The organism is Anaerolineae bacterium (assembly GCA_013178015.1).
Lineage (GTDB): Bacteria > Chloroflexota > Anaerolineae > DRVO01 > DRVO01 > Ch71.
In genome coordinates, this window is sequence record JABLXR010000057.1 from 1 (window position 1) to 22,459 (window position 22,459).

17 protein-coding genes are annotated in these 22,459 nt (G+C 66.0%); 7 read left to right on the top strand and 10 right to left on the bottom strand.

Annotated features, from left to right (window positions below):
• The first annotated feature begins 167 nt into the window (after positions 1-167).
• Positions 168-1,838 carry a hypothetical protein gene (locus HPY83_17145; GenBank protein NPV09671.1) on the top strand — a complete coding sequence of 557 codons (1,671 nt, stop codon included), beginning with the start codon at positions 168-170 and terminating at the stop codon, positions 1,836-1,838.
• A 1-nt stretch (position 1,839) separates the two neighbouring features.
• Positions 1,840-5,745 carry a PQQ-binding-like beta-propeller repeat protein gene (locus HPY83_17150; GenBank protein ID NPV09672.1) on the top strand — a complete coding sequence of 1,302 codons (3,906 nt, stop codon included), beginning with the start codon at positions 1,840-1,842 and terminating at the stop codon, positions 5,743-5,745.
• 14 nt (positions 5,746-5,759) lie between these two features.
• Here the strand turns inward: HPY83_17150 and HPY83_17155 are convergent, their stop codons facing one another.
• The 8 genes from HPY83_17155 to HPY83_17190 all read right to left on the bottom strand — a co-directional run bounded on the left by HPY83_17155 (position 5,760) and on the right by HPY83_17190 (position 14,114).
• Positions 5,760-6,983 carry an MFS transporter gene (locus tag HPY83_17155; GenBank protein ID NPV09673.1) on the bottom strand — a complete coding sequence of 408 codons (1,224 nt, stop codon included), beginning with the start codon at positions 6,981-6,983 and terminating at the stop codon, positions 5,760-5,762.
• 95 nt (positions 6,984-7,078) lie between these two features.
• A complete protein-coding gene (locus tag HPY83_17160; GenBank protein NPV09674.1) occupies positions 7,079-7,282 on the bottom strand; it encodes a DUF1059 domain-containing protein in 204 nt (67 codons plus the stop codon).
• A 707-nt stretch (positions 7,283-7,989) separates the two neighbouring features.
• Complete coding sequence (locus tag HPY83_17165; GenBank protein ID NPV09675.1) at positions 7,990-8,892, bottom strand: AEC family transporter; 903 nt, start codon at positions 8,890-8,892, stop codon at positions 7,990-7,992.
• A gap of 93 nt (positions 8,893-8,985) precedes the next feature.
• Positions 8,986-9,972 (bottom strand): HEAT repeat domain-containing protein, encoded by a 987-nt coding sequence (locus HPY83_17170; GenBank protein ID NPV09676.1) that lies wholly within the window; start codon positions 9,970-9,972, stop codon positions 8,986-8,988.
• A gap of 155 nt (positions 9,973-10,127) precedes the next feature.
• Entirely contained in the window at positions 10,128-10,877 is a 750-nt protein-coding gene (locus HPY83_17175) for an SDR family oxidoreductase (protein ID NPV09677.1), read from the bottom strand.
• Positions 10,878-10,880: 3 nt separating this feature from the next.
• Positions 10,881-12,674, bottom strand: a complete 1,794-nt coding sequence (locus HPY83_17180) for a hypothetical protein (GenBank protein ID NPV09678.1) — start codon at positions 12,672-12,674, stop codon at positions 10,881-10,883.
• Positions 12,675-12,714: 40 nt separating this feature from the next.
• Positions 12,715-13,632: a hypothetical protein gene (locus HPY83_17185; GenBank protein NPV09679.1), complete on the bottom strand. Its 918-nt coding sequence runs from the start codon at positions 13,630-13,632 to the stop codon at positions 12,715-12,717.
• Complete coding sequence (locus HPY83_17190) at positions 13,629-14,114, bottom strand: VOC family protein (GenBank protein ID NPV09680.1); 486 nt, start codon at positions 14,112-14,114, stop codon at positions 13,629-13,631. The genes HPY83_17185 and HPY83_17190 overlap by 4 nt, the downstream gene beginning before the upstream one ends.
• Positions 14,115-14,747: 633 nt before the next feature.
• Here HPY83_17190 and HPY83_17195 point away from each other — a divergent pair.
• The 4 genes from HPY83_17195 (at position 14,748) to HPY83_17210 (ending at position 19,182) form a co-directional block, all read left to right on the top strand.
• Positions 14,748-15,977, top strand: a complete 1,230-nt coding sequence (locus HPY83_17195; protein NPV09681.1) for a sugar ABC transporter substrate-binding protein — start codon at positions 14,748-14,750, stop codon at positions 15,975-15,977.
• A gap of 153 nt (positions 15,978-16,130) precedes the next feature.
• Complete coding sequence (locus HPY83_17200) at positions 16,131-17,045, top strand: sugar ABC transporter permease (protein ID NPV09682.1); 915 nt, start codon at positions 16,131-16,133, stop codon at positions 17,043-17,045.
• Positions 17,046-17,245: 200 nt separating this feature from the next.
• Positions 17,246-17,995 carry a carbohydrate ABC transporter permease gene (locus tag HPY83_17205; protein ID NPV09683.1) on the top strand — a complete coding sequence of 250 codons (750 nt, stop codon included), beginning with the start codon at positions 17,246-17,248 and terminating at the stop codon, positions 17,993-17,995.
• A gap of 686 nt (positions 17,996-18,681) precedes the next feature.
• Positions 18,682-19,182: a rubrerythrin family protein gene (locus tag HPY83_17210; GenBank protein ID NPV09684.1), complete on the top strand. Its 501-nt coding sequence runs from the start codon at positions 18,682-18,684 to the stop codon at positions 19,180-19,182.
• Positions 19,183-19,291: 109 nt separating this feature from the next.
• Here HPY83_17210 and HPY83_17215 read toward each other — a convergent pair whose 3' ends face one another.
• Both HPY83_17215 and HPY83_17220 read right to left on the bottom strand, forming a co-directional pair.
• A complete protein-coding gene (locus tag HPY83_17215; protein ID NPV09685.1) occupies positions 19,292-20,182 on the bottom strand; it encodes a CBS domain-containing protein in 891 nt (296 codons plus the stop codon).
• A gap of 130 nt (positions 20,183-20,312) precedes the next feature.
• Entirely contained in the window at positions 20,313-20,999 is a 687-nt protein-coding gene (locus tag HPY83_17220) for a TIGR00266 family protein (GenBank protein NPV09686.1), read from the bottom strand.
• Positions 21,000-21,270: 271 nt separating this feature from the next.
• Between HPY83_17220 and HPY83_17225 the strand changes: the two genes are divergently transcribed.
• A complete protein-coding gene (locus tag HPY83_17225) occupies positions 21,271-22,458 on the top strand; it encodes an ArsA family ATPase (protein ID NPV09687.1) in 1,188 nt (395 codons plus the stop codon).
• Position 22,459: the final 1 nt, after the last annotated feature.

Sequence of the window (22,459 nt, forward strand, 5' to 3'; positions counted from 1 at the left end):
CCACATGTTCATCCGCCAGATCGATCTAGCCACCAAGCACACTGTGCCTCTGGTGCAGCCGGTGTCCGATGTGTCAACCATGTCCTGATACATTGTGTCAGCGATGTCCTGATACCGGACACACAAGGTTCGCCCCTACGGATGAGATGGATTGGAGGACACAAGGCATGGACATCAGACAGACTTACCTTCGTATGCTCGCCGAGGACGTGCCTCAGAACCTGGAGCGCTTCGATGACGCTACCGGTCGCTTCCTGACCGGGGGCGGCTGGGCGGTTACCAACCAGGATATCGTCTACCCCCTGGCGCTTCTCTACACCACCGAAAGCCCCGTCAACCCCTATCACCGCGATGAGCGTCTCCTTCCCTACATCATGCGTGGCGGCGACGCCTGGAGGGACTTCCAGAATCCGGACGGCTCGGTGGAGTTCATCAAGGTGGACGGCTCCACCTGGGGGCCCACGTTTATGCCCTGGTCCATGTACCACTGGCTGGAGACCTACGCTCTGATGTACGACGAACTGGACCCGGGCCGGCGCCGCCGGTGGGAGGAGGGGCTGAGGCTGGCTTACACCGGCATCGCCGCCCTGCTGGAGCGCTCGGGGGTGCACAACATCCCCACCTGGCACGCCCAGGCCCTCTACCGGGCGGGCCAGATCTTCGAGCGACCGGAGTGGATGAAAGGTGGTCGGCACATGATCTACCGCACAGTGGAGGAGCAGACGCCCCAGGGCTACTGGCGCGAGCACCTCGGGCCCACCACCTCCTACAACCTCGTCTATGTCCACGCCCTCGGCCTCTACCACGGCCATTCCGGCGACGACGGCGTCCTCGACAGCATCCAGCGGGCGACGGACTTCCACATCCGCTACACCTATCCCGACGGCCGGCCGGTGGAGACCATTGACGGGCGGGTGAAGTACCACGACCACGTCTCCGCCACCGGCCTGCCCGCTTTCAGCCTCTCGCCCCGAGGCCGGCGCTACGTTCGCTTCCTGGTGGAGCACATGCTGGCCGAGCGGGCCGAGCGGGGCGAGCCTGAGATCAGCTACATCAAGACCGGCGGCAGCATCAAGATAGCGGCAGCCCAGTACGGGCTCGTACCCCACCTGGCCAGTGCCTACGTCCACCACCAGGAGGGGCCGGAGGAAGCGATCCTCCAGGACAGGGCAGACTATAGCGTCCACGACCCGGGCCAGGCGCTGATCAGACGCGGGGATGGCTGGTTCTACTGCCTGAGCGGCATCGTCACCCCGCCGGCGGATAACCGCTGGGGGATGGACCGCCAGGCCTTCATCAGCGTCTGGAACCAGGGGCCCCGGCTCATCGTGGGAGGCGGCAACTCCAAGGACCAGCCCGAGTGGAGCAACTTCGTCCATCCGGGGCAGGACGGTCCCCTATACCTGCCCACGGCGGCTCGGCTGGAACCGGGCGACCAGGGCGACGCCGTGATCCTGACCTACGGCGAGCGGGACTGTACCATTGGGGCCACTATCGTGGATCCTGGCCACCTAGCTGTGAGGCTGGCGGGCCCCGCCGGAGCCACTGGCCAGCTGCTCCTCAAGCTCAAGCCTAGGCAGGCCCTGGCTACCGGTGCCGGCGCTAGCTACGTTCTCGATGGAGAGGGGCTCGAGCTCACCTCTGAGGCTGCCGGGGGCTGGATAGGGCAAGACGGCTGGCGAGTCGGCCTCCCCGGCGATAGCAAGGTGACCTGGCCCGTCTACCCCTTCAACCCCTATGCCGCCGACGGTGCTGCCCCCTTGCAGGAAGCGGTGGCCGTGCTCTCCGTGTCTCTCGAGAGCAGCCCGGTCGTAGTCAACTTCGAGGTCGAGGCGTGATATGTCAGAGCGCAAGAATTCGGAGGTTCCGTGCCAGGGTCGAGATTCGGGCGAACACGAGGTTCGCCCCTGTGGCAGCCGGCGTCAGCTTGGCCCGGCTACCTGGCAGGACATAGACCGCCCCAAGCCGCTCTACCTGGATACTGCCTTCGTCGCCGATGGGCGCCCCCAGGCCGCCATCGTGGCCCCCGACACCCCCGCCTACCGGGCCCAGGCCGACAAGATCGTCGTCGCCGTCCGCTGCTTGAGTGGAGCGGCCCTGCCCGTGTACCGGGATACCGATCTGGACCCGTGGGCGCCTCCGGCGCTGAACCTGATCGCCCTGGGGAATGTGATAGATAACTGCCTCCTGGGTCCCCTCTATGCCTGCCACTACGTGGCCGCCGACCGGTTCTACCCTGGGGCGGGTGGTCATGTGCTGCGCACCGTCCACGACCCCTGGGGTACCGGCCGCAACCTGGTGTTGGTGGGCGGAAGTGAGGCCAGGGGTGTGGCCGCGGCCGCCGACCGGCTGGTGGCTGCCCTACGCCGGGATCAGGTGGGCGTGTCGGTGCCGCCGTTGCTGCAGGTGACCCTGGGACCGGAGGTCCTGTCCCGAGTCCCTGACTTGGCCCTGGAGCCGGACGAAGCCCTCATCGAGAGGGAGATGGCTGAGGCCCGGAACATGCTGGAGACCTCCGCCCACGGCGGCATCACCGAGCCTCTGGGTCGAGCCGGCTTCCTCTACTACCTCACGGGCAAGGTCGGCTGGGCGGAGGTGTTCAGGCGGCTGGCCTACCTCATGTATGAGGACTTCCAGAGTGGGCGGGAGCAGTACGGCGGTCCCTGGGGCATGGACGCCGACTTCCGCCTGCACAAGATGATGCCCGCCTGGGACCTGGTGGAGGAGGCGCCCATCTTCACCGACCAGGACCGGCTGGAGATCACCCGCATCTACGCCCGGTTCATCGTGGACTGCATCCCCCACGCCGAGGCTGCGGTGCGCGACCGCAAGGTGCGCCACAACCACACCACCTTCGCCGCCCTGGGCCTCATGTACGCCGGCCAGTACTTCACCAAGTACTACGGGCTGAGGGAGGCCGAGGACTGGCTCTACGTGGCCGACGAGTGCTTCATCAGCCAGGGACAGGGCTGGCGGCCGGTGGAGGACAGCAATGGCTACCAGTGGATCACCCTATACCATATGGCCAAGTACGCCCTGGCCCGCCCACACATGGAGTACTTCGAGAAAGGGCATCTGCGCCAGGGAGCGGAGCTGGCCCTGGCCTCTATGGACAGCCTGGGCTACCAGGCCTCCTACGGCGATACCCGCGATCCCTTCGGCTGGGGCTCGGAGTGGCCACTGCTGTCCATGGCTGCCTGGTACTATGGCGACGGTCGCTACCAGTGGGTAGCCGAGCGGCCCAACGCCAAGGCTCCCCGGGTCATCGGGCTGGGCCCGATCAGCGCCTACAACGCCGGGGTCGAGCCGGTAGAGCCGAGCGATGCCATCGGTGTGCAGGTAGTGCCCATGGACCGCCGCTTCTTCCTCTCCACCGGTGGACCCCAGGTCCTGCCCCTGGAGAGGGCCTTCGACAAGATCGCCCTGCGCGGCGGGCTCACCGAGGACAGCGAGTACCTGCTGCTGGACGGCATCAGTTGTGGGGGCCATAGGCACTACGACGGCAACTCCATCATTCGTCTGACCGCCCTGGGCCGCATCTGGCTGGCCGACTGCGACTACTACTGTTCCACCCCGAATTTCCACAATGGCGTGCTGCCCCTGAAGGACGGGGTCACCGGGGAGATTCCGCCTTTCACCTGGAGCGACCTGGTGGCTGACCTGGGTTCGTGCGCCTTCATCCGTACCACTGTGCGGGATTACGCCGGCTGCGATTGGGAACGCAACATCATCTGGCGCAAGGCAGGCGAACACGAGGTTGGCCCCTACGGAGGTGGGTACGGCGGGGCTGGGGTCGGTGAACGCGAGGTTGGCCCCTGCGGAGGTGGGGGCGGTGGGGCTGGGGCGGGCGAACACGAGGTTCGCCCCTACATGGTGGTGGCGGACGTGATGCGAGCGCGAGAGGAGGGCGACTACGACTTCCGCGCCCTATGGAGGGTGCTGGGCCGGGTGGAGTTGCAGGACTCGGCCCTCACGGTGGCGCAGCAGGATCGGCGGCTGGACATCGTCAACGGGGACGGGGCCACTCTGGCGATGAAGGTGGATGAGCTCACCTCGTCCAACTGGAAGCCGTACACCCTGGCCGAGCCCGTCGTGCGGGTGCTGCAGCAGGACCGCGGTGCCCGGCTGCGGGCGGGAGAGGCGCTGACCTTCCTCAACCTGCTCCGACCACGCTTGGCCCATGAAGGGGCCCCTGAGGTGCGGCGCCTGGGCCCGGGGTCGGTCCTGGTGCGAAGCGAAGGGAGCCTGGAGTGGACGGGCGTGCGCGTGCCGGATGAGACGACTCCGACTATCGCCACCGATGCCGAGGCCTGGTGGGTGGGGGAGCGGCGCTTCGCCTTTGCCCAGGGCACCCGCCTAGAGTGCGATGGGTTCTCGGTGCGCACCGACCGCCCCGTTTCCCTGGAGCTGAACCTGGAGCGGGGGGAGGCTATGACCGTCGCCGACCACGCCGCCCTGCTGACGCTGACCCTGCCCGGGGTCACGGGGGTGGCAGTGGACGGACAGGAGCGTCCCGTCCGACAAGAAGGAGACCGGCTGACCTTCACCCTGCCCGAAGGCAGGCACACCCTGGCGTTTGTCCTCAACGGGGACACGGCTGTATCCGACTGCCTGCGCAGGGCTCTGGGAGCTATGTGGCAGGAGGCGGCGGTGCCCCGGGCCGGTGGGAGGGAGTCTTCCGCTCGCGAGGCTGATCCGGTGTGGGCCGTTCAGGCCGGAGCGGAGGTGTCTGCCCTGGCGCCGGTCGAGACTGCCGAGGCGGTGCGCCTGCTCGCCGGCGACGAGGAGGGCGGGGTCCGGTTGCTCGCTGCCGACGGTCGGGTGCTCTGGCGAGCTCAGGTGGAGGGGAACGTCACCGCCGTGGGCAGCGCCCGGTTCGGCTCCGAGGGGCCGGCGTTGATCGTGGGCAGCGGCAGGGGTCTGGTCACGGCATTGGACCTGGCGGGGGCCACCCTGTGGCAGTACCGCATCCCCTACTACAAGCGGGACGGCATCGTGCGCGTCCTGCTGCATGGCGACCTGAACGGGGACGGCCGCGAAGAGGTGATCGTGGGGGCGGAGAACTGGCACTACTACGCCCTCGACCATCAGGGCCGCTTCCTGTGGCAGTTCGAGAGCGTGCACGCCTCCACTGCCGGCGCTGTGGCCGACGCGGACGGGGACGGCGCCCTGGAACTAGTGGCGGGGACAGAGTACTACTGGTGGTCCTGCGTCTCGGCCGAGGGCCGACGCAAATGGCAGCACAGCACCGTGTATGGCCCAGGGGCGTCCGCCGTCACCACGGTGGCCGATGGCACCGGGGCCAGGCTGGTGGCTTTCGGCTGCGTGGATGGAACGGTTCAGGTGGTTCGGCCCCCGCTCGAGAGCGGGCCCGACCGGCGAGCCGAAGTAGCCTTCGTGCTGCGCACCGGCGACCGCATCGCCGGGCTGGCGACGCGCGATGGAGGGGGTGACAGGCAGGAGCTGGTGGTGGCCAGCGCCAACAACAGCGTCTATGCCGTCACCGTGGATGGGACCATCCGCTGGCGAACTCGCCTGCCGGAGGCTCCGAGCTACCTGTGGGCGGGCCCGGACGGGGTGACAGTCCTGGCAGACGAGGGCCTGCTGACCGTGCTGGATGGGGACGGGCAGGTCCTGCGCACCGCCAGGCTGGGCGGGCCGGCCCATGTCGCGGCCCTGCTGGAGCCAGAGGGCCTGCTGGTCACCTCCTGCCCGGGCAGCGGTCTCGAGGCCTGGAGGGTGTAGGAGGCCGGCATGGGCTAGCTCTTTACGCCCGCCCTGAGCCAGGGGCCCAGGAGGGCGGCGCTACCGACGGCCGCCAGACACAGCGCTCCCATCAGGAAGAAGGGAAGGCCGCTGTGCAGGTCCACCAGCCAGCCACCCAGCTGGGTGCCGGTGAGCGAGCCGGCGCACCAGGCTACGTGGACCAGGCCGAGGGTGCGGCCGTGCTCCTCTCGGGGGACGATGCCGTGCACCAATCCCGGTATGGTGACGGAGAGCGACCAGGCCGCCCCCGCCCCCAGCATGCCGAAGACGTACAGCCCGGTCAGGCTCTGGCTGAAGGCTCCGGTGAGGAGCGAGAACGCGGCGATCAGGCCGGTGAGCACCACGATGGAGGAGCGCACTCCCCACCGGTCGGCCACTCGGCCCGACAGCAGCTGGCAGGCGGAGGCGAAGAGCAGGCTGATGGTGCCGTAGTAGGCGGCGGCGGAAGGGGTGCCGGCGACGCGGTAGATGAGCAGAGGCATCAGCAGAGTGGCCGTGCCCCAGTAGGCGGTGGGGACGAAGCGAATCACCGCCAGCAACTGCACCGGACGACGCCGGAGCAGGTCGCGATATCCGGTAAGGGTGGCGGCCGCGCTGGGCCTCTCCTCGCGGGCCCCTACGTTGGGTAGGGCCCAGAAGCCCACCAGCAGCGCCACCAAGGCGATCGCTGTCATGCCGGCGCCCAAGACGCCGAAGCCGTAACGGTCCAGCACCGGTGCCGCCAGGTAGTTGCCCAGGGCGCTGCCCAGGGTGAGGCCGAAGAAGACCAGGGCGGTGGCGGTGCCCAAGTGGCGCGCCGGGACCGAGGCCATCATGTAGGACTGCCGGCCGACGGTGAGAGAGCCGAAGGCGAAGCCGATGTAGGTCCAGAATAGGACCAGTGCCGCGGGCGAATGCACCACGAAGCCCAGGCCCACCAGCGGCACGCCGGACAGCCCCACGATCAGGGCGCGCTTGTGGCCCAGAGCGTCGCTCAGGGCGCCCCCGGCCAGGGCCGACACTGCCCCGAAGATGAGCTGCAGCGAGACCAGGGTGGAGGTGAAGTAGGGAGGGCGACGGAGGACGGCCTCGCCGTACACCGGCAGGAGCGTCCTGCCGGGCCCCGAGACCATGTCGCTCAGGAAGATGAGCGCTACCAGGCTGAGGAAGGGAGCTACCCAAGTCTCTCCGGTCGCCCCTCCGGACCGGGCTGCGCGCCTAAGCTTGGAGATCTGCATCACCACCTGCCGGGCGGACGATTGGGCGCCCGAGCCCGGGCGCCTCTGGTTCTATAAGGGCCCCGGGAGGTGGTGTCAAGCTGGGCAGTCGGACCTTAGCGGCAGAGGGGACAGCCGTCCTCCCCTACGTTGTGTATGGCCGATCGCACCCGGGCTTCCAGCTCCTGGGTGAGGCTGGCCAGGTGGTGCTTCTCGATCACGTGCTCTCGGGCCAGCCTCAGCACGTCGGTGTCGGTCTCGGCGCGGGCGGTGTACTCGCAATCCCATCCTACGGTCTGGCAGTGGAAGACTTTGGGCATGTCTCTCTCCCTCGAAAGGCTTCCAGAAGGACCCGACACTTTCCCACTTGCAGCTCTTTTGGCCTGTCACCTGCCGAGCATACCTGTTCACTTACCATTATACGTGGCGGCAGCTTACCTGTCACCTGGCGCAATGGCCAGAATCAGGGGCGCGGCTCTTGGGGCGCTTGTCCGCTCAGGAGGACCCCGGAGCTAGGTCCGGCAGAGCCCGCCCTTGGGCCGGCTGCGAGAGCGGGGCTGTGGTGTCCTGGTAGGCTCAAGTGTCTTGTGGTGAGTGAGCCTCGCCAGGTGCGGCATGCGTATGGGGACAAGGCGCGCGTGGGCGCGCGCACTCCTCGGATGAAGGTGCCTCTAGAGCCCGTCGGGCGGGGTAGGGGTGAGCCTCGCCAGGTGCGGCATGCGTATGGGGACAAGGCGCGCGTGGGCGCGCGCACTCCTCGGATGAAGGTGCCTCTAGAGCCCGTCGGGCGGGGTAGGGGTGAGCCTCGCCAGGTGCGGCATGCGTATGGGGACAAGGCGCGCGTGGGCGCGCGCACTCCTCGGATGAAGGTGCCTCTAGAGCCCGTCGGGCGGGGTAGGAGTGCGCCTCGCCAGGTGCGGCATGCGTATGGGGACAAGGCGCGCGTGGGCGCGCGCACTCCTCGGGGCTCGTTGCACCCCGGATACAGGAGGAGGCACAGCGGCCGAAGAGCGGGGCCCGGCGGCCATCAGGCCAGAGTGGCGATCACCACCGTCAGGGTCACAGCTGCGCCCAAGGTAGACAGAAAGACAGTGCTGGCCACCACCTGGGGGCGGGCCCGGAACTCGGTGGCCAGCAGCACCGCGGTCACGGCCGTGGGAGTGCTGGACTCTACGATGCACACCTGCCGCACTAGACCGGTCAGTCCCATGACCTCCGCCAGCCCGAAGGCCACCAGGGCCATGAGCACCAGTTTGTACACCGCTGCCAGCGACGACAGACGCAGGTCTTCCTGCACCCGGCTGCGGGAGAGCTGCATGCCCAGCATAAGCAGTAACACGGGGACGGCGGCCTGGCCAATGGTCTCCAGCGGGCGCATGACGACCTGTGGCGGCACGTACCCCACCAGACGGAAGGCGACGGCGAGTAGGGTGGCGTAGATCAGGGGAAGCCTGAGCACCCCCCGGACGGACTGGGTCCACGAGCCGCTGCTGCGGGAGGCGATGAAGGCCCCCACGGTGTTCGCCAGGACGGCGGTAGTGACGAAGTAGATGACCGCCAGCCGGAGACCTTCCTCGCCATAGGCAAACAGGATCACGGAGAGGCCAAAGTTGCCCGAGTTCACCATGGTTCCGGCTAAGGTGAAGGCAGGAGCGGTGGCCTGGTCCAGGCGCAGGGCCTGAGCGGTGAGCGCCGTCACCGCTATCATGGCCAGGTGAACGGCGGCCGCGTACCCAGCTATGAGGGTTAGCTGAGAGCTCTCGAGCTCCGAGTTGACCAGCAAGGTGAAGACCAGGGCCGGGCTCAGGGCATAGAGCGCCAGGCGCGATATGGTGGGGATGTGAGGTTTGAGGGTCCGATCCAGGGTGAAGCCCACGCCTATCACGATGAAGGCGGGGACGATGTTGTTGATCAGTACTCGCAGCAGCATGGGCCAGTGGCTAGTGGCTAGGACACAGCGGCACGTAGTAAGCGTGCATCCACTATCCCTGGGCGAGGCTCTCTGTCTTCCGGCTGCTAGCCACTACCCACTATCCCTGCCGTTGCCTGAGTGACCCTCCTCGCGCGGCGGCCCATAGTCGAACATAACCATGTCGCTCAGGTCGTCGCGAGACTGCCAAAGGTCCAGGGCATCGTCGGCCGCCACCTGCACGGCCACGTCCTCACTCTCCAGAAGGTCCTCCAGGATGCGCGCCGCTTCGGGGGCCTCGATCTCGGCCAGGCCGTAGACGGCGGCTACACGCATGTCGTCGCTGGGATCCTCGCCGATGATGCGAAGCAGGTAGGGCACGCTGGCCCCGCTACCGATCTCACTGGCGGCGTAGATGGCGGCCAGGCGAATCTCGTCCACCTCGCTGCTCAGCTCCCGGTGGATGATACCCAGCCAGCGCTCATCCAAGCGGCGCCCCATGGCGAAGATGGCGCTGGCCACCATCTCGTCCTCGTCACTGTCGTAGGCGTCCATCAGGATCTCATCTACGTACGGATCGTCAGCGTAGCCGTAGGACTCGATCGCCCGCCGTCGAACCAGAACATCCTCAGTGTCCGTGTTGATGGCCTCCAGCAGCGCGTCCTCGACCCGTTGCCGCAGGCCGGCCGAGTCCCCTTCGGGCTCGCTGGTGGCCAAGAACGTGCCCAGGGCGGTGGCTGCTTCGGCGCGGACTCCCGCGTCCGGGTCATCCCTCAGCAGGCCCAGCACCTTCTCTGCCAGGCGATTGTCGGAGACCTCCCACAACCCGGCCACGGCGGTCGAGCGCACTTCGGCGATGTCGTCCTCGAGAGTGACCTCGAAGAGAGGCTCGAAGGAGAGCTCCCGACTCTCCTCCGCTAGGCCAGCCAGAGCGGTAATCAGCTGGAAGCGCCTGTCCGCTTCCAGGTCCGACCACACGGTTGCGAACGCATGTACTTCCTCGGCGGTGGCCGCGGACAGCTGGCGGAGATTACTCTCCTTGAGCCAGCCCTCGGCCTGTTGCCGCACGCCTTCTAACGCCTCGGCAAAAGACTCTCTCATGGCACAACTCCCTCTAGGCGGAACAACACTCCAGTATAGGGGCGGCCGCCCGACAGCGGCAAAGATTGAGCCCCGATTGCGCTGATGCTACGCCATTATCTGCCGTTCCTGCACCTCTCATCTCCGTGATCAGCGGGAATCAGCGTTCTATCGGCCTACACCATGAAGGCGCCGCCGTTGACGTTGAGCGTCTCTCCAGTGATGTAGGAGGCGGCCGGCGAGGCCAGGAAGGCGATGGCAGCTGCCACCTCCTCCGCCAGCCCCAGGCGCCCGAGGGGCACCCGCTGGGTAAGCGCCTGGCGGCTCTCGGGTGACAAGGAGACGTTCATGGGGGTGTCTATGGTGCCGGGGGCCACGCAATTGACCCTGATGCCGTCGCGGGCCAGCTGGTTGGCCAGGCACATGGTGAGCCCGATCAGGCCCGCCTTGGAGGCGGCGTAGTTCACCCCGGCCAGGTCCGACTTGGTGCGGCCGGAGATGGAAGACACATTGACGATGACGCCTCCGCCGCGGCGACGCATGATGGGCACCACCTCACGGCAGAGGAGGTAGGGGCCCTTGAGGTTGACCGCCAGTACCCGATCCCAATCGGCCTCGGGGATCTGCTCGATCCCCCCTATCTGGTAGATACCCGCGGAGTTGACCAGAGTGTCCACCCCGCCCCACTGCCGGCACACCGCTTCCACTGTTTCGCGCACCTGGTCCGCCGATGAGACGTCCACCGGGTAGGCCCCGGCCTGGCCGCCCTCGCCGACCAGCTCGGCGGCGGTGGCCTGGGCCCGAGCCAGCGACAGGTCCGCCACTGCCACGGCCGCCCCTCTCCGGCCCAGCTCCAGGCAAACCGCCCGCCCGATGCCACTTCCTCCACCGGTGACCAGGGCCACCCGCCGCTCGAAGTCTCGCATCGTCTATGCCTCCAGCTCCCAGCCCATAGCCCGGATGCGGACCATGGTGGCCTCGTGGATGGCCCGAGAGACCCGAGCCCAGCCCTCCGCGGTCAGGAGGCGCAGGATGTCCGGGCGGAGACCGCGGTAGGTAAGGAACATGAACCGTCGGAAGAGCTCGGCCTCGGCGCTGGGCCAATCCGGGTCGGCTCGGCCCACCAGGTCCGACGCCAGGCGGAACAGGGGCAGCCCGTAATGAATGACGCCGTGGGTGACCCGCAAGGCTTCGGCACCGTAGTTCCGGGCCACTCGGCCCTGCCACATGGGGTCCATCAGCACCCGCTGAGCCTTGTCAGGGGGCAGTGGCGCCAGTTCTCGCCGGTAGACCTCGGCCAGCAGGGCCACGGCGGCATAAGTGCGCCGCCAGGCTTCCCGGAACAGCTCCCGCTCGGCCGGTTCCGGGGAAGATTCGAGGGTGTGCCAGAGGACCTCCTGGTAGACGTCGGCCACCTTGAGCTCGGCTCGCCCGCCGGTGGCGGCTAACAGGGTGACGTCGAAGCCCACTCCTTTGCCGGTGGCCGCCCTCTCTCCGTCGGCGGAGTGCACTGCCAACATGGCCCCGAAGTGGGCCAGGATGGAGGCGCAGGCGTTGGCCTGCTCCTGGAGCCAATCCAGGTCGCCGCGAAAGTCCTCCCGCTTGTTGTACCCCAGGTTCGGCCCCGCCGAGGCCACGCCGCCCTGCTCCAGGCCCATGACGTCGTAGAGGAGCACCAGGTAGAAGAGCAGCTCTCGTGGCGGAGTGGCCAGGGGCGTCTCGTCCAGCGAGAGCTCATAGTCGAAGGGGCGACCGGAGCGCTCGGAGGCGACGTGATCGTAGAGCTCCTTGTGCACGGCGCAGGCGCGCCAGTACAACCGGCCCAGGCGAAGGACCTCGTCCTGGTCGAACTCGTATTCCCGTTCCTGCCCGCCGGGCAGCACATTGGGGATGCGGAAATGGCGGCCGCGGAAAACCTTCAGCAGACGCTCCCGATCTTGAGGCCCGATCTCCGCTGGGAAGCCGAACAGGTGGCTGGTATCCACGGTGAACTTGGTGAAGTCCCGGGCCTCGGAGAGCGCCAGGCGGTTCATGGCCAGAGAACGCTGCAGGGACTCCTCGTCGTGCCCTGTCACGATGGCGTGGTCGGCGTCGGCGCCGATGGGAAGCCCATAGCGGGTGTACCCGCCCAACCCGGCGAAGGCGAACAGGCCGGCACGCAGGAACTCCCGCGGGCCGTAGCCTCCGGTGTGGCCAATACCGGGGTAGTGAGCCGGCTCCAGCCCCTCGGGAATGAGCTCGCGCACGATGGACTGCTGGATGAACCAGAAGGGAGCCGACGACTGCAGCATGGCGGCGAAGATTCCATCCCACCCGCCCAGCGTGGCCCGGGCGCGCAGGTGAGGCAGGTCGTTCCAGGAGATCACCATGCGGTTGCCGGCTCCGAAGCCATAGCCGAACCCAGCCCGGTTGAGGGGCTGGAGGCGCCGCTCGGGGGCCAGGTGGACCTCCCAGCTGATCATGTTGTCGTAGTGGGCGGGGAAGATGGTCGCCTCACCGCTGGGCTCCCCCCCTGACAGGGGCAGCGGAGGATGCCCGGCCTCCATCGAGTTCGGCGCCTGCCGGAAGGCCGGGGCCACGATCACGTCGCGGTCGCGGGTGCGACCCAGCAGGAGGGGCACGCCTCGATACTCGATGCGCGAGTAGGGGAGGAGGACCAGCTCGCCGGCGGCCTGAGCCGAGTGCGGTGGTCCGGGCGGGGGAGGGGTGTCCGCGGCAGGCATGGCTATCTCCTGAAGTCAGGTTGGGGCCCGCAAGCGGGCCTCAGAGAGCGGTGGCCTCGACCGCCGCGCGCACGTTCTCGATCGGGATACCGGTGGGCAGGGTGCAATCGGCGCCGATCATGAGCCCGCGAGTGCCGAAGCCGGCAATGATGTCCCGCACCGCCGCCTGGATCCGGTCCCGCGAACCATCAACGATGATGCCCCGGTTGTCCATTCCGCCCACCACTGTACGAGCGAACAGCTCCTTGCCTTCGGCCAAGCTCGGATTGCCCTTGCCCACAGCCCAGTTGACGGCATGAGCGGGGTAGTCGGCGTAGGCTCCCAAACGGATGTGGTTGCCGCATATGTGCAACAGGTGGAACTCGCCCGCATCGGCGATAGCTCGCAGAATGGCCAGGTCGTGCGGCTTGACGCAGGTAAGGAACTGCTCCTCGCTGAACCGGTCGCGCTCCCCGCCCTGAGCGGAGTAGTAGATGCCGGCGGCGCCCGCCTCGAGGCAGGCCAGACAGAACCGAGCCAGGCTCTCGGCGATCGCCGCCAGCCCCTGCCCCACCGACTCGGGGTCGGCCCGGAGGTGCTCTGCCACCCTCTCCCCGCTGGCGTGGCCGCCGGCGGCGAACGGTCCAAACACGGTCGTGATCACCAGACACTCGTCGCCAATGGCGTCCACGATGCGCCTGAGTTCGTCCAGTTGCTCCTGGAAGAAGGGCGATGACGAGGGCGCCGGGCGAACCAGACGCCAGTCGGACGGGGATTGGATGGCCACGTTGGCCTGGTAGGGATGCTCGTTCATGACCTTGAGGAAGTCCACCCCGGAGGCGCGGTAGTAGTCCAGGTGAGCGCGGACGGAGGCGTCGCCGTGGGCCTGCTCCGGGGGAAAGTGAAACCAGAAGCTGGCCGGCACCCTGTCCACCTCGGCCCCTCTCAGGGCAGCTCGCACGCGTTCCACCTTGGTCACTCTTCCCGACCTCCTTTCGATGAGGCCCACTGCTGAAGCTCGATAATGTTGCCCTCGGGGTCGGTGGCGTAGACGAAGGTGATCCGGCCGGCCTGCGGGATGTCTGCCGTCACCGTGTGGCCCACGGCGCCCCCGCCGGCAGCCACAACCCGGGCCAGCGCCGCCTGGACGTCGTCCACCTGGAAAGCCAGGTGGCCCAGACCGGGGCGGTCGGGGGTCTTGGCCGGCTGCAGCGCCTCCTGACGGTCCAGATACTGGAAGATCTCCAGGGTAGGGCCGCGATCCCCGTGCCCGGGCAGGCGCAGATGGACCCCCCGGATGCGGGCGTTGGCGATGCCGGTGGCTCGGTCCAGCCACTCTCCCGACAGGTCCCGTTCTGGGGGGACGGGCTCGCAGCCGAAGACGCTGTGGTAGAAGTGGGCTAGTCGCCGCCAGTCCTTGGCCACGAGATTGGTGTGAGCGTAGCGCGCTCTGTGAGCCATCATGCCTCCGCCAAGGCCAGTTTATCGCCGCGAGCGCCGGCGGTCTAGCGGAAGAGCGGAGGCGAACGCCCCGGCGAAGGCGCGCGGTCGGGGCACGGTAGTCAGCGCACGGGGCAAGGCAGTCTACCGCGGGTGTCAGACGTGCAAAGCCGCTCCGAGGGCACCGCAGGGGCAGGCTCTTCGGCCAGCCGCAGATGACCCCCCACGCTTGTGGGCCGGGAGCGGGCGGCACGAGGGTCCAGCCTGTGACGCTGATGGCCCCTGTGCTGGGTGCCTTCCGCGGTCCCGTTTGTGTGCCAGTCGCACGGAAGACGGTCCCGGTTCCTTGGCTTACCTCGGTTGGAGTCGCGATGGAAAGCAGGGTTGCGGGCGCTTGTGGTTGTGCTGCCGCTGTACTGCCAGTACAATGGCCGCATCTATCTGGCCGCCTTCTGTCGAATATCGTCTGGGCAAAAGGGGGACGCAATGACCAATGTGGGGCTCTCCAGGAGGCGTTTCGTGCGGAGCGCCAGTGCAGGGGTAGGCGGCATGGTTCTCGCTGCTTGTGCCGGCGCTGCTAGCCCGCAGGTTGTCGAGAAGGAGGTAACTCGGGTTGTAGTGCAGACTGCCGCGCCGGCTGCTGCGCAGGGCGCAGTGTCGATCAATATCTCGTTCTATGCGGACGACCTGGCACAACAGGCCGTGTGGGAGGGGATATTCAGCGCATTCATGGAAGACAACCCTGACATCATCCTGCGGCCCCAGCAAGTCCTCGGCGAGGACTACTTCCAGAAGCTTCAGGTGCTCATGGCGGGCGGCGTGGCGCCTGAAGTCATGGAGATGGAGTCAAAGCAAGTCCCGGGGTTTGCCGTGCGCGCGGGAGTGCTAGATCTCCAGCCCTACATTGACACGAGTAGCGTCATCAAGAGAGAGGATTTCATCCCGTACCAGTGGGAGAAGCACGTTCACGCGGGAGCGATGTACGGACTGCCGTTCTCTGTCAGTACGGTGGTCATGTACTACAACCAGACTGTGTTCGAGAAGGCTGGCGTAGATCTGCCGCCCACTGAATGGGACTCCGAGGCCTGGCGCTACGAGGACTTCTTGGATACCGCTCTGGCCCTGACCAGCGGCGAAGGCACAAGCAAGATCTACGGCTACATGCAGACTCGCTGGTGGCCATACATGTTCCCCTGGGTGTGGAGCAATGGTGGTCGTGTCCTCAACGAAGAACGCACTCAATGCACGCTGGACGACGAATTGACTCAGGAGGGTCTGCAGTTTCTGTCCGATCTGATCAATGTGCATCGAGTGTGGCCCACACCTGACCAGGCGACCGAGGGCATGGATACGATGTTCGGCACTGATCGTGTCGCCATGACGCCAAGGACGGTACAGAACTCGTCAATCATGATGGCGACCGAGGGGCTGGTGTGGAACGTAGCCCCCATGCCGCGGGGTAAAGGGCAGACAGCTCTCACTAGGGCCCCATCTGACTGCTATTGCGTCTGGAGTGAAGCACCAGCCAAGGATGCTGCCTGGCGCGTCGCGGAATGGATCACGGGGCCAGCGGGTGCGGAGATGCTGCTGGATGGCGGCTACTTGATGCCAGCGCGCCTGGGCGTGGCCACACCCGAGAGCCTGCATGCAGCTTTGGGGGACACCATCAACGTAGAAGTGATGATTGATGGCACCGAGAATCACACTGGTCGTCAGCCGGTCACGGTCAAGTGGGCCGAGATGGGCGACATCCTTGCCTCTGGTTATGAGGCGGTTCTAGCTGGGGACATGACTCCGGCCGAGTACGCAGCCGAAGCTTGTGCGAAGATCGACCCGCTGCTCGCCGATATCCCGGCCGAGCAACAAGGCTGGTTGGGGGACTAGCGGTTGCCTTGGGGCTGAGCCATGGCTCAGCCCCGTTTTCTCCCAATCGGCAGCCGGGGTCGCGCCTCTGTGTGACGTTTGTTAGCCTACATCGTCCCCGCCGTACGCCAGAGCTATGGCGTGGGCACGTGCTGTGACGCACGGGGGAGCTCCATGACAGCTGGTCTTCTGAGGACGGTCGCTGGCAGACGCGGGGTGAGATCGCGCGAACATGTGGAAGCCTACGTGTTTCTCCTCCCATGGATTCTCGGTTTCCTGGCCTGGACGCTGGGCCCCATGTTGACGTCTGCCGGATTGGCATTCACTGACTATCAGATACTTCTGGCGCCGAAGTGGGTAGCACTAGAAAACTTCAGACACATGCTAGAGGACGAGCTGTTCGTCAAGGCGCTAGGGAACACCGCGTTCTACACATTCATCGGGGTGCCGCTCCAGATCACCGTGGCTCTCGTTGCAGCCATGGCGCTGAACCGCCAGGTTAGAGGGGTGTCAATCTACCGTACGGCCTTCTATCTGCCTTCACTGACGCCCGCAGTGGCGAACGCCATGATGTGGTTGTGGTTGCTGAATCCCGAATTTGGCTTGGCCAACGCTCTGCTTCGGGCGGTTGGGTTGCCCCCTCAGCGTTGGTTCATGGATGTCAAGCTGGCCAAGCCCTCCATGATCATCATGAGCCTCTGGGGGATCGGAGGGCAGATGATCATCTTCCTCGCCGGGCTGCAAGGCATTCCTGATCTGTACTACGAAGCGGCAAGAGTGGATGGTGCCCGCAACTGGCACATGCTGCGGCACATCACTGTCCCCTTGCTTTCACCCAGCATCTTCTTCAACGCGGTGGTCAGTATCATTGGCTCTTTTCAGGTTTTCACCACCGCATTCGTAGCTACTGGCGGAGGCCCACAGAATGCTACACTCTTCTACGTGCTCTACCTGTACAGGAATGGCTTCCAGTACTTCAAGATGGGGTATGCTTCGGCCCTAGCCTGGGTGTTGTTCGTGATCATTCTGGGCTTTACTCTGTTGCAGTTTAGAGTGGGACGATACTGGGTGTACTACGAGGTGGAGTAGATGGGCCAGGCAGTTCGAAGTGGTGGCGCTAAGATAAGGTGATGATGGCAGCGCGAGAGACTACAGCACCAAGGCCGGTCATGCCATCGGCGGCTTCGAGCCGGGCTAGTTCTCGTGCCCTCTGGGTCCTGCTCCGTCGAGCGGCGCTCCATCTGATCCTGGTATTGGCGTCGCTGCTGTTCACAGTACCAGTAATCTGGATGCTCTCCACCTCCCTGAAGGCGACCGGACGTGAGTTTGCCTATCCGCCAGAACTCATACCTAATCCAGTGATCTGGCATAACTACGTGACCGTGGTGGAAGCAGTGCCGTTCGGGCTGTGGTTCAGGAACACCATGGTCATTACGCTCTCCGCACTGGCTGGAACGGTTATCACCGCCTCCATGGCAGGTTTCGCCCTGGCTCGGCTCCGCTTTCGTGAGCGGGAGGCGTGGCTTCTACTGGTGATATCCACCATGATGCTCCCTGGCGTGGTCACTCTCATACCTCGGTTTCTGATCTTCAAGTCTCTCAAGTGGATGGATACCTACTTGCCTCTTGTGGTGCCGGCTTGGTGCGGTGGTGGCGCGTTCAACGTCTTCCTGTTCCGCCAGTTCTTCGCCAGCATCCCCCCGGAGTTTGATGAAGCTGCCAGGATGGATGGCGCCTCGAGCTTCCTCATCTTCACCCGGATTATCATGCCTCTATCACGGCCAGTCCTCGCCACTGTGGCGATATTCTCCTTTCTTGATAACTGGAATGCATTCATGGAGCCCCTAATCTATATCAGCACTAGAGAGAAGTTCACGCTAGCGATTGGACTGAACGCCTTCCGCGGCCGTTACAGCACCTACTATGCCCTGCTCATGGCTGCTTCAGCCATCACGGTCGTACCGATCATCGTGCTGTTCTTCTTCACCCAGCGCTACTTCATCCAGGGCATCACCATCACTGGTCTGGCCGGGCGCTAGAGCAGGCTGTTTCACGTCCCTAACCGCAGTCATTGCGTAGGGTGTCTGCGGCCAATCTCTCGAGGACTGGGGCTGGCGCATCGCCTGCACCCTCGCGCTCTGGCGCCTGGGTCTCTGGGCCCGCGGCCAAATGATCTCCGATGCGCCCGGTTGGCTTGCCACCCCCGTCATGTGCAGGCTCACAGATGCCCCAAGTCGGGACGAAAGGTCCCCTCGCTGCTAGACGCAAGGTCCGATGGGGGGCCATGTTCCGGCCCGGCGACTCGCACTCGCAGAGAAAGGCCCGGGCAGACACGGTTGCACCTGTGGTGATCTGCTGTCCGCATGCTGCTCCATATACATCTTCGCCGTTCGAGAAGTCTACGCTGGCTTTCCACCTGCCTCCACTCGCAACAGGCCCTCTGCCGCCAGTAGAGGGAGGCCTTGTTCATGCTTCCATTGGACAGGCTCAGGGCGGGCTGTTCGGCAGAAGGGACAGCCAACCAGGCATAGGTGAATCGCACGAGCTGAACTGCTTAGAACGCGTCGGCACCCCTTCCCTCGAACGCTCTTGCACTCTCTCTCACGCTAGGACGTGCTCCTGTTGCGCTTGGCGCCGCCAATTCTTGACCGAAACGGTCCGGGTGGGTATAAGGAAAGCCGCGGTTGGGCCGCGATGTTACATCACTGTTGAAGGAGCCTTTGTGATGGCAACCAGTGACAACCTCAAGGAAGCATTCGCCGGAGAGAGCCAGGCCAATCGCCGCTACCTGGCCTTCGCCAAGCAGGCCGAGGCCGACGGCTACCCGATGGTAGCCCGGCTGTTCCGCGCCGCGGCAGAGGCGGAGACAGTCCACGCCCACGCTCACTTGCGGGCCATGGGCGGCATCGGGGAGACGCGGCAGAACCTCCAGGCCGCCATCGCGGGCGAAGGATTCGAGTTCAGGGAGATGTACCCCAAGTTCCTGGCCCAGGCTCAGGAGGAGGGCGTGGGCCCGGCTATCACCACCTTCAAGAACGCCCTGGCGGTGGAGGAGATCCACCATTGGCTCTACACCGACGCCCTGGAAGCGGTGGACTCGGGGAAGGACCTGCCCGAAAGCCCCATCTTCATCTGCACCGTCTGTGGACACACGGTACTAGGCGAGCCGCCCGACCGCTGTCCCGTGTGCGGTGCCCGGCGGGAGCGCTACACCGAGATCGAGTAGGCGTTACGCTGGTCAGCTCGGGGCCGGACTCCGGCCCCGAGCTGTGGGGAGTAACCGGGCGCTGGCGCAGCTGACTAGGGGCCTGCTTGCGGCTTCTGGGACGAGGAGGCTAGGATTCGGCCGGGCGGGGGCTGCTGGAGTCATTGGACTGGCCGATGAAGATGGTCAGCAGTTCCAGCATGTTGATGAAGCCCACCACGCAGTACTGGTCGTTCACCACCGGCAGGCCCAGGATGTGGTTCTCGTGCATCCGGCGAAAGGCTTCTCTCACCGTCTCCCCCAGCTTGACCCACACGGGCGGCTTCATGGCATCGGCGGCAGTACGGAGGCGGCTGCGCTTGGCGAAGGCCAGGGCCTTCTCCAGGTCCACCACTTCGCTCAGGAACTCCTCCGGCAGTATGTAGAAGAACAGGTCCTCGGCCACCGACTCCAGGTCCACCAGACCGATGAGGCGGCCGTTGTCGTCCTCGACGCAGGCGGCCAAGACGCTGGGGTGCTCCAGCAGCGCGCGCGCCACCTCGTCCAGCGTGGTGTCGGCCTTCACGATGGTGGGTTGCAGGTTGAGGATGGGGACGATCTCGTCCACCAGGGTTTCGCGGCGCAGGCGCCACTCGGGCTCGGCCACGGGCAGCGGCTCCTGCACCGGCGGCTGCGGCGCCCGTCGCGGCTGGATGCCCCTGGCTTCGACTACCGGCAGGACGAAGAGAGCGCCCGTGTTCGGGTGCTCAAAGCCTCCTACCACCCGCTCGGCTTCCGAGATGGCCCGCTGCAATAGGTCGTCATCTTCTATTACGGCAATGAGTGTCTGTCGGCGAACCTCTTCCGCCTCCAGCAGGCGGTCGAGGGCGCCCAGCCCCACGCTGGTTAGCCAGCTGGTGGCCCGGTAGGCGCCGGCACCCTCCATCATGGTGACGCCGGGCAACCCCAGTGCCTGCCAGGCCCGGAGCAGTGGCGGCACGTGTCGTCTGTCTACCAGTATCACCATCAGCATGTGTGTCATGGCATCAACCCCCGCGCGGCGTCCGCCGCCGATCTGTCAGGCCTCCAACCGGCCCGGCCCTGTTCACCTGGCGCCGCTGCTTCGCCCGCTGTGGCAGCCTCGGCCGCGCGTCCAGACACCAGACCCGAGGTCAAGACCGGTTGTCTCGATCCCTGGGAAGCCTGGGCAGCAGCCAGGACAGGAACGCGTCTGCCGAGCGGGTCTGTAGCAGCACGCGGCCCGGCCCGGTGAGGTCCACCACCAGCCCCTCGCCGCTGAGCAGCGTGGAGCGCAGCCCGCCCACTCGTCGGACCCGAAAGCCGATGTCGGCCGTGAAGGCCACCAAGTGACCGGTGTCCACAGTGTAAGTCTGCCCGGCTTCCAGATTGAGCTCGTGAATGGCGCCATAGCTGCCCACGATGAGCTGCCCCGTTCCCTCTGCCCGGAGCATGATGAGCCCCTCGGAGGCAAAGAACGTCTTGGCTCCGCCCCAGGAGGCGTTCACTTCCACCCCGGCGGTGGAGGCCACGAAGGCGCCCGATTGGACCATCAAGACGTCATCGGTCAGGTCGAGCACCGACATGTCTCCCGGCAGCGCCGGGGCCAGGGTGATCTCTCCTCCCTCCGCGGGGGCCCTGTAGACGTTGACGAAGAAGGACTCGCCGCCGAGGACCGACCGTGCCAGCGACTTGAGGAGCCCGCCCTGCATCTTGGTCTCGATGGCCATTCCGTGTGACATGCTCACCATCGAGCCGGCCTCCACCCGCATCTGCTCGCCCGGTTCCAGCCGCACGCGAGCCAACGAGTAGGACGGACGATAGAGGATCTCTGCCTGCACCTGCGCCTCCCGCGTGGCCAAGCCTCATCGCCCGGCATAACCGGGCCTAGGTATGAAGGATACCTTGCCGGCCAGTATCCGGCGACGCGCCCGCCCGTGCAAGGCGCCCGGAGCTTGGGCTCCTGTGAGTAGCGCTTGTCCTAGGGTGGGGGATACGCAGGCACTGCCTACCGGAGTGAGATGCTCACGTGTACGTAGCCCGCCCCTTGGCGGGCTGCTATACTGACCGGCAGTGTGCCCGCTCTCCTGACAGCACCAGAAAGGCTTACCTATGTCGCGAGTGATTCTCTATACGGGCAAAGGTGGCGTAGGCAAGACCAGCGTTGCCGCCGCCACCGGCCTCCGTTGTGCCGACCGGGGCCTGCGCACCATCGTCGTCAGCACCGACCCCGCGCACAGCCTCTCCGACTCCCTGGATCAGGATGTGGGCCCCGAGCCCAACCTCCTGGCGCCCAACTTCTGGGCTCAAGAGATAGACGTCCTCTACCAGATGCAGAAGCACTGGCAGAACGTGCAGGAGTATCTGGCCACGCTCCTATCGTGGCGCGGGCTGGACGATATCATCGCCGAGGAGGTGGCCGTCGTTCCCGGGATGGACGAGCTGGCCAGCCTGCTCCAGATCGTGCACCTCCAGGACTCGGGCGAATTCGATGTCGTGATCGTGGACATGGCTCCCACGGCGGAGACGCTTCGGTTCCTGGCCTTCCCCGAGGCCGCAAACTGGTACCTCCAGCGTATCTTCCCCCTCCAGCGCCAGGCCATGCGGCTGGCGCGCCCGCTCCTGCGCAACGTGACCGACATGCCCCTCCCCGATGACCGGGTGTTTCAGGCCGTGAGCGAGTTGGTGCAGGACCTGGACCGGATGCACGGCGTCCTCTCCGATGCGGACATCTCCAGCGTGCGCATCGTGCTCAACCCCGACAAGATGGTGATCCGAGAGGCTCAGCGCACCCTCACCTACATCAGCCTGTATGGCTTCCCCATTGACGCAGTCATCTGCAACCGGGTGATCCCGGACGAGGTGACCGATCCCTACTTCGAGGAGTGGAAGCGGTCGCAGGCGGAGAATCTGGAGCTGGTGCGGCAGGCGTTCTCGCCTGTGCCCCTCCTCCTGGTGCCCATGTTCTCTCGCGAGGTGATGGGGATGGACATGCTGCGCCGCGCCGCCGAAGCTGCCTTTGGAGACCGGAACCCGGCTGAGGTGTTCCACCGCGGGCGTCCGTACGACGTAACCAAGGCGGATGGCACCTACCGGCTGACGCTGAGGCTCCCCCTGGCCAGACGCGAGGACATAGAGTTGGTCCGCAAGCGGGAGGAGCTCATCGTCATGGTGGGCAACCACAAGCACAACCTGCTTCTGCCCGACAGCTTGGCGCGCCTCCCGGTGGAAGGCGCCAGGTACGAGGGCGACGCCCTGGTGATTACGTTCCGGTCCGAGCCATCGGCCGGCGGGCGCTGAC